This is a genomic window from Inquilinus limosus MP06, assembly GCF_000767795.1.
Classification (GTDB): domain Bacteria; phylum Pseudomonadota; class Alphaproteobacteria; order DSM-16000; family Inquilinaceae; genus Inquilinus; species Inquilinus limosus_E.
The window spans coordinates 1-8,085 of record NZ_JANX01000271.1; the positions used below are offsets into that span (position 1 = coordinate 1).

At 70.1% G+C, this 8,085-nt stretch carries 7 protein-coding genes; all 7 read left to right on the forward strand.

Going from position 1 to position 8,085, the window contains the following annotated elements; all coding sequences use genetic code 11:
* The coding region (locus tag P409_RS19705; protein WP_034842081.1) for an ABC transporter substrate-binding protein at positions 1-942 on the forward strand (942 nt) is incomplete at its 5' end.
* Between the two features lie 194 nt (positions 943-1,136).
* Positions 1,137-2,051 carry an ABC transporter permease gene (locus tag P409_RS19710; RefSeq protein WP_202964732.1) on the forward strand — a complete coding sequence of 305 codons (915 nt, stop codon included), beginning with the start codon at positions 1,137-1,139 and terminating at the stop codon, positions 2,049-2,051.
* Positions 2,052-2,205: 154 nt separating this feature from the next.
* Positions 2,206-2,985 carry an ABC transporter permease gene (locus P409_RS19715; RefSeq protein WP_034842086.1) on the forward strand — a complete coding sequence of 260 codons (780 nt, stop codon included), beginning with the start codon at positions 2,206-2,208 and terminating at the stop codon, positions 2,983-2,985.
* Positions 2,972-4,036, forward strand: a complete 1,065-nt coding sequence (locus P409_RS19720; protein WP_034842091.1) for an ABC transporter ATP-binding protein — start codon at positions 2,972-2,974, stop codon at positions 4,034-4,036. The genes P409_RS19715 and P409_RS19720 overlap by 14 nt, the downstream gene beginning before the upstream one ends.
* On the forward strand, positions 4,036-4,632 hold the full coding sequence (locus tag P409_RS19725; RefSeq protein WP_034842095.1) for a cysteine hydrolase family protein: 597 nt from the start codon (positions 4,036-4,038) through the stop codon (positions 4,630-4,632). The genes P409_RS19720 and P409_RS19725 overlap by 1 nt, the downstream gene beginning before the upstream one ends.
* Before the next feature lie 282 nt (positions 4,633-4,914).
* On the forward strand, positions 4,915-7,140 hold the full coding sequence (locus P409_RS19730) for an MGH1-like glycoside hydrolase domain-containing protein (RefSeq protein WP_034842099.1): 2,226 nt from the start codon (positions 4,915-4,917) through the stop codon (positions 7,138-7,140).
* A 286-nt stretch (positions 7,141-7,426) separates the two neighbouring features.
* Positions 7,427-8,085, forward strand: a 659-nt coding sequence (locus tag P409_RS19735) for an NAD(P)-binding domain-containing protein (RefSeq protein ID WP_034842107.1), incomplete at its 3' end; no start/stop codon positions are given.

Below are 8,085 nucleotides of genomic sequence, written 5' to 3' on the forward strand. Positions count from 1 at the left end.
ACCGACGAGGCCTGGGCCCTCAAGGCCTTCACCGAGAAGACCGGCATCGAGGTCAAGCACGACTACTTCAACTCCGAAGAGGAGATGCTGACCAAGCTGCGCACCAATCCCGGCACCTATGACGTGGTGCTGATCAACAGCGCCCGCACCCTGCAGGCCCAGGCCGAGGACCTGCTGGAGCCGATCGACCTGGCCAAGGTGCCGAACGCCGCCGACCTGTCGCCACAGCTGCGCGACCACGCCAATTTCCACAAGGACGGCAAGGCCTACGGCGTGTCCTGGCTGTGGGGCATCAACGCGCTGGGCCTGCGCCGCGACAAGGTCAAGGCCGACAGCCTGGCGGTGCTGGCCGACCCGGCCCAGACCGGCCGCGTCGCCCTGTTCGACGACGCCGTCACCGCCATCGGCATCGGCGCGCTGATGACCGGCCAGGACATCAACGCGCCCAAGGACATGGACGCGGTCGCCGCCAAGCTGAAGGAGCTGAAGCCCGGCGTGAAGCTCTTGTGGTCCAGCGAGGACCAGTGGAACAAGGCCTTCGCCGCCGGCGAGTTCGACGTCTCGATCTACTGGTCGGGCGCGGCCGTGCGGTCGCAGCGCAACTTCAAGCTGGCGGTCGACTTCGTGGTGCCGAAGGAAGGCGGCATCGGCTGGATCGACGGGCTGTCGGTGCCGGCCACCAGCACCCGCAAGGAGCAGGCCGCGGCCTTCATCAACTACATGATCGACCCCGGCTTCTACGACTACTGGGCCACCAATATCGGCGCCCCGGCCTCGGCCAACGCCAAGGCCATGGCGGCGCTGCCGGCCGACGACCTGAACAAGCAGATCCACAAGGCCGAGTACCTGTCCCAGCTGCAGTTCATGTCGCCGCTCAGCGACGACCAGCGCACGGCCTTCTCCGACCTGTGGCAAGAGACGAAGGCGTTCTACGCGGGGTAGCTCCACACAGGCACGGCCTGCCCTGCTACTCTCCCCCTCCCCTTGCGGGAGGGGGTAGGGGGAGGGGTATGTCGAGGCGGGAACGGTCCTGGGGCTTCAGTTCTGACGGGACGAGCCCCCTCCCCCTACCCCCTCCCGCGAGGGGAGGGGGAGGATGAAGGAAGGGCGGAGAGGTTGCAGCAGGGGATGACCAGATGACCGAGCTGGCGGCGCCGACCACCGCCGTCACCGCGCCCGCCGCGGGCGGGGCGGAGAAGCGCGGCTGGCTGGCCACGGCCGGGCTGCTGCTGCCGGCCTATGGCTGGCTGACGCTGGCGATCTTCCTGCCGCTGCTGATGATGCTCGGCTTCAGCTTCCTCAAGGTGGCGCCGTTCGGCGGTCGGGCCATCGTCTGGACCGTCGACAACTACCTGGCCTTCCTCAAGCGCCCCTATCTGCGCGACGTCGCCTGGACCTCGCTGTCGATCGGGATCTGGACCACGCTGATCTGCGCCGTGATCGGCCTGCCGGCGGCGCTAGCCCTGGCGCGCTCCACCTTCGGCCGCACCCGGCAGGTGCTGTTCCTCCTGATCATCCTGCCGTTCTGGACCAACGGCCTGGTCCGCGTCTTCTCCTGGACCATGGTGCTGCGCGACGGCGGCATCATCGACGGCCTCTACCACTGGATCTTTCCGGACGCGGCACCGCTCGGGCTGCTCTACACCTATCCCGCCATCGTGGTCGGGCTGGTGCACGCCTACCTGCCCTACATGATCCTGACCTGCTACCTGTCGCTGGTGGCGATCGACGACCAGATCCTGGAGGCCGCGCGCAGCCTGGGCGCCCGCGCGCCGGTGGTGTTCTGGAAGATCATCCTGCCGCTGGCGACGCCGGGGCTGATCTCCGGCTCGGTGCTGATCTTCGTGCCGGTGATCGGCAGCTTCATGGAACCGCGCATCCTCGGCGGCCGGGTCGGCGTCACCATGGGCACGGTGATCGAGGACCAGTTCACCCAGGCCTTCAACTGGCCGCTGGGCGCCGCCCTGTCCTTCACCATGCTGGCGATCGTGCTGCTGATCTTCGCCCTGGCCGCGCCGGTGCTGAGGCGGCAGCAGGGAGGGGCGCGATGATGACAAGCGTCCTCTCGCAATTCCCCACACCGTCATTGCGAGCGCAGCGAAGCAATCCAGGGCCGTTTGCCGTGGCCCCTGGATTGCTTCGTCGGCTTCGCCTCCTCGCAATGACGGTGAGGAATGGCGACGCCGGAACCGGTGGAGTCTGCCGATGAAGCGCCTCGGCCTCGCCCATCTCTGGGTCGTCATCGCCTTCCTGTACCTGCCGATCGTCGTGATGGTGGTGATGGCATTCAACGCCTCGCCGCTCTACGAGCTGCCCTTCAGCTTCTCGCTCGACTGGTTCGCGAAGCTGCCGGCCAACGACCGCCTGCTGTCGGCCAGCGGCAACAGCCTGATCCTGGCCGTGGTCACCGCCATCCTGGCCACCGCGATCGGCACCCCGGCCGCGCTGGCCCTGTCGCGGCGCAGGTTCCGCGGCCGATCGCTGCTTCAATTGCTTTTGCTGCCGCCGATCGCCATTCCCTGGCTGATCACCGGCACCGCCATGCTGGTGTTCTTCTTCTCCACCGGCATCGGCCGCGGCCTGTTCGCCATGACCATCGGCCATGTGGCGCTGGCCATCCCCTATGTCGTGCTGGTGGTCGGCACCGGGCTGCAGTCGCAGCGCGCCGATCTGGAGGAGGCGGCGATGAGCCTGGGGTCCACCCCGCTGCACGCCTTCTTCAGCGTCACCCTGCCGCTCCTGCTGCCCAGCATCATCGCCGCGGCGCTGTTCGCCTTCGCCGTGTCGCTGGACCAGTTCGTGGTCTCCTACTTCCTGGCCACGCCCGGCGTCACCACCCTGCCGGTGGAGATCTACTCCGCCATCCGCAAGGGCTTCACGCCGGAGATCAACGCCATCTCCACCATCCTTCTGGGCGCCTCGATGGTCCTGGTCCTGGCCTTCGCCCTCTTGTCGAACATGGGAGGCGCCCGTGAGCGGCGTTGAAGTCACGGGCGTCAGCAAGCGCTACGGCCCCGCCACCGTGCTGGACCGGATCAGCGCCAGCTTCGAGGCCGGGCGCTTCACCAGCCTGCTCGGCCCCTCCGGCTCCGGCAAGACCACCCTCTTGCGCATCGTCGCCGGCTTCGTCGTGCCGGACGAGGGCGAGCTGCGGATCGGCGCCGAGGAGGTGACCCGGGTGCCGGTGTGGAAGCGCCGCATCGGCATGGTGTTCCAGTCCTACGCCCTGTTCCCGCACATGACCGTGCTGCAGAACGTGATGTTCGGGCTGAACCGGCGCGGCGTGCGCGGCCCCTCCGCCGCCCGCGAGGCGCGCGAGGCGCTGGAGATGGTGCGCCTGTCCGGCTTCGAGAACCGCAGCCCGAAGCAGCTGTCCGGCGGGCAGCAGCAGCGTGTCGCGCTGGCCCGCGCCATCGTCACCAAGCCGACCGTGCTGCTGCTGGACGAGCCGCTGTCGGCGCTGGACCGGCGGCTGCGGCAGGAGATGCAGGTCGAGCTGAAGCGGATCCAGCGCGAGAGCGGCCTGACCACCATCTTCGTCACCCATGACCAGGAGGAGGCGCTGACCCTGTCCGACCGCATCGCCATCCTGGACCGCGGCCGGATCGTGCAGGACGGGGCGCCGGGCGAGATCTACGAGCAGCCGCGCACCCGCTTCGCCGCCGGCTTCCTGGGCGATGCCAACTTCCTCGAGGGCACGGTGAAGGCCGGCAACGCGGTCGAGGTGCAGGGCGGCACGGTGCGCGTCGCGGGCAAGCTGCCGGCGGCCGGGTCCAAGGTCACGCTGGCCGTGCGGCCGGAGAAGATGGTGATCCTGGCCCCCAACACCGCCCACAGCTTCGACAACGCCCTGCCGGCGACTTTGCGCGAGGTGATCTATGCCGGCGCGGTCTCGACCTATCTCCTGGCCGGGCCGGACGGGCGCGAGCTGAAGGTCTTCTCCCAGAACCGGTCGCAGGACGCCGCGGCGCCGGCTCCCGGCGCCGCCGTCACCCTGGGCTGGTCCGCCGCCCACACCATCGCGCTGGAGGACTGATGCTGCGCTTCGGGCCGCTGTCGCCGAACACCGTCCATGTCGCCATCGACCTGCAGCGCCTGTTCGCCGAGGACACGGTGTGGTCGACCCCGGCGCTGATGGGCATCGTCCCCAATGTCGCGGCCCTGGTGAGGGCGAAGCCCGGCCGCACCCTGTTCCCGCGCTTCGTGACGCCGGAGAAGGCCGAGGACGCGCCCGGTACCTGGCGCCGCTACTACACCCACTGGCGAGCGGTGACCCGGCCGAACCTGGCGCCCGGCATGCTGGATCTGGTGGCGGAGCTGGCGGCCCTGGCCGCGCCCGGCAGTGTCATCGACAAGCCGACCCATTCCGCATTCGCCGCGCCGGAATTCGTCGACCGGCTGGCGGATCTCAAGGCCGACACGCTGATCGTCACGGGGGTGGAGACGGATGTCTGCGTCCTCGGCACCATCCTCGACGGCATCGACCGCGGCTTCCGCATCGTCGCCGTGTCCGACGCGATGACCAGCTCGTCGCTGCCGGGCCACCACGCCACGCTCGACCTCATCCTGCCGCGCTTCGACCAGCAGGTGGAGATCGTCACGACCGAAGCCGCCCTGCGGGCCTGGAGCTGACGTGAAACCCCAGGCGCCGGTGCCGCCCCCTCACCCCAAAGCCTCTCCTTTTTTGTCCCCCCTCCCCTTGCGGGAGGGGGGCAGGGGGAGGGGTCTGCGCGCGTCCGCGCGCGAATGGGCAGGGCATCAAACCAGCCGTCCATGCAGGTTAGCGACGGTCTGGGTCGGCTCGAGCCGAGAGGCCCCCCTCCCCCTACCCCCCTCCCGCAAGGGGAGGGGGGACTCGGTTTGCTCATTGCATGACCGTTCCACCGACCACCCGATACCCGGCACGAGGTCCTGATGCTGCGCGATACCACCGTCCCGCTCGCCCGGGCCTGGAACACCTGGTCCAGCCGCCCGGCCGAGATGGTGTTCCTGCCGCTGGGCGTGCGGGTGACGCCGCTGGCCTATGCCGACAGCAGCCGCAGCGCGACGCTGTTCCCGGCGAGGTCGGTCAAGTACGGCCGCCACGCCCTGGACGGCAGCCTGGTGGAGCTGGACCTGGACCATGCCGGCACCGGCCTGGCCTGGCGCTGGGCCAAGCGCAGGCCGTTCGAGCTGTCCGGCACCTGGCGCACGGTGAAGACCGGCGAATGGGGCCTGCGGTTCTGGTTCAACCTGTGCCTGTCGGCCGAGGACGGCCAGACCGTGCGCTGGGATCCCGCCGGCGCGGCCGTGGTCAAGGTCGGCCACCGCTTCGTGGCGCTCGCCAGCGCCGAGCCGCCGGTGCAGGTCACCGGCCACGCCACAGTCGAGGCGGTGGCCGAGGATTACGAGACGCACGGTTATTTCCATCTCGGGTCGCGGTCGGAGGCGGCGCCGGTGCTGGTGCTGCGCTTCAACCTGGAGATGATGCGCGACGGCGGCATCGGCGTCGCCGTGGCCGACCGGGCCGACCTGGCGATCGAGCGCGCCAAGGCTCTGGCCACCGAGCCCGGCGAGGCCCCTGCCCTGCCCGCTCAGACCGGGCCCCAGGCCGGGGCGCTGGACGCGCTGCGCGACGTCATGGCCTGGAACACGGTGTGGGACGAGGTCAACCGCCGGCCCTACACCTCGATCAGCCGCAACTGGAACCTGTCGAAGTTCGGCGGCTTCGGCGTCTGGCTGAACGACCAGCTCTACAACGCCCTCCTAACCGGCTATCTCGACCAGGAGATGGCGCGGGAGAACCTGGCGGCGTCGCTGGCCAGCGCCACGCCGGAGGGCAACCTCGCCTGCCTCCTGACCGCCAACGACGCCTGGGTCGACCGCACCCAGCTGCCGATCGGGTCGTTCCTGCTGTGGCTGATCTGGCTCCGCTCCCGCTCGCGCCCGATGCTGGAGCTGGCCTACGGCACCCTGGCGCGCAACCACGCCTGGTGGTGGCGCGAGCGCGACCCCCGCGGCCGCGGCCTGGTCTCCTACGGCACCTCGGATGTCGGCGAGGGGCTGTACAAGGGCACCTCCTTCGGCGCCCGCAACGAATCCAGCATGGACAATTCGCCGATCCACGACCAGGCGGCCTATGACCCGGAGACGCGGACGCTTCGGTCGGAGGATGTCGGGCTGAACAGCCTGCTGGCCTTCGACGCCGAGGTGCTGTCCTGGATCGCGGCCGAGCTGGGCGACGACGCGGCCGCAGCGGCGCATGCCGAGACCGCGGCCCGGACCCGGGCCAAGATCGGCGCCGAGCTGTGGGACGACAGCCGCGGCATCTTCGCCAACCGGCTGTGGTCCGGCGAATTCGTGCGCAGCCTGGGGCCGACCAGCTTCTACCCGCTGATCTGCGGCGCCGCCTCCGAGCAGCAGGCGCAGCGCCTGCTGGCCCATCTCAAGGACCCCGCCACCTTCGGCGGCGACTTCGTCATCCCCGGCACCACGCGGGACGATCCGGCGGCGAAGGACAATTCCTACTGGCGCGGCCGGATCTGGCCGCCCTTGAACTGGATGGTCTGGCACGGGCTGCGCCGGAACGGCTTCGAGGCCGAGGCGGTGAAGCTGGCCGAGGACAGCCTGCGCCTGTTCCGCGCGGCCTGGGACGAACGCCGGCTGTGCCCGGAGAACTTCAACGCCGAGACCGGCGAGCCGATGGATCAGCCGGATACCGAGGGCTTCTACAGCTGGGGTGCCTTGATGCCGGCGCTGGGCGTCGCCCGGGTGATGGACGTCAACCCCTGGGGCGGGTGGGAGCTGGTGAATGACGGCGCCGACGCGACGCTCGGGCCCGTCGCCAGCCCGGCCGGCCCGGTGACGGTCGCGATCGCGGACGGTGTGCTGGCGCTGCGCCGCGGCAGCCGGGTTCTGCTGGAGACCAATCTCCGGGGCCGGCTGTCGCAGCTGCGCTTCGGCGAGGGCGACATCGCCGTCACCCTGCCGGCGGAGCTGCCGTCCGGCGCCTGGCTGCGCTTCCCGTCCCTGGCGCCGGACCGGGTGCTGGACCTGCGGATCGGCGACGAGTCCACCGGCCGGCGGGCGGAGGACGGCGTCACCGTGAACCTGCCTGCCGGCGCCGCCGGCCGCGTCCTGCGGGTGATCCTGGCCGCGTAGCCGGCAAAACGACCTCGCGGTCTGTTTTTTTTGGGGGCCGGGCAGGCTATCTCCACGGGTCGGTGGGCGGCACCAGCCGCCACGGCCCGGTGAGAGAGCATGGACGGCCCCGCCGACATCATCGACTGACTCGCGGCCTTCACGGCAACCAAGGCATTCCGCAATAATGAATCGGTTTCATTAATCCCTCGATTCTTGTCATTTGCGATGAAGTGCCGACCTGCGGCAGTTCTGTCCTCGCACAAGGATCCGCCAGCGGGCGGACCGACGAGGGGAGGCGGTGTCCGTGGCGGATGGTCTGGCGATCGCACTCATCGGCTATGGCGAGGTCGGCAGGATCTTCGCGCGCGAGCTGATCGCCGCCGGCGCGACGGTCTCCACCTACGACATCCTGTTCGACGACCCGGCCCGCGGCCCCGCCCTGATCGCCGATGCGAAAGCCGCGGGGGTCAGGCCCCGCGGCCGGGCGTCCGAGGCGGTCTGCTACGCCGATATCGTGATCTCCGCCGTGACCGCGACCGAGGTCGGCGCCGTCGCCGCCGCGGTGGCCGGCGACCTCGCCCCCGGCCAGGTGTTTCTCGACGTCAACTCCGCCTCGCCCGACACCAAGAAGGCCGCCGCGCAGGTCGTCGAGGCCGGCGGCGCACATTACGTCGAAGGCGCGGTGATGGCGCCGGTCGGCGGGGTCGGCCTCAAGGTGCCGATCCTGGCCGGCGGCCCGGCCGCCGCCGTCACGGCCGAACGGCTCAACGCGCTGGGGATGAATCTCCGCCCCGTCGCCGTCGAGCATGGCCGCGCCTCGGCGATGAAGCTGTGCCGCAGCATCATGATCAAGGGCATCGAGGCGTTGATCGTCGATTGCGCCGCCGCGGCCAGGGCCTGGGACGTCGAGGCGGAGGTCTTCCACTCCCTCGACCAGAGCTTCCCCGGCACCGATTTCGCCGC

Bases quoted from the DNA above. Each gene is read 5' to 3' on its own strand.
- P409_RS19710 (WP_202964732.1), top strand. From the start codon at position 1,137: ATGACCGAGCTGGCGGCGCCGACCACCGCCGTCACCGCGCCCGCCGCG.
- P409_RS19715 (WP_034842086.1), top strand. From the start codon at position 2,206: ATGAAGCGCCTCGGCCTCGCCCATCTCTGGGTCGTCATCGCCTTCCTG.
- P409_RS19730 (WP_034842099.1), top strand. From the start codon at position 4,915: ATGCTGCGCGATACCACCGTCCCGCTCGCCCGGGCCTGGAACACCTGG.
- P409_RS19725 (WP_034842095.1), top strand. From the start codon at position 4,036: ATGCTGCGCTTCGGGCCGCTGTCGCCGAACACCGTCCATGTCGCCATC.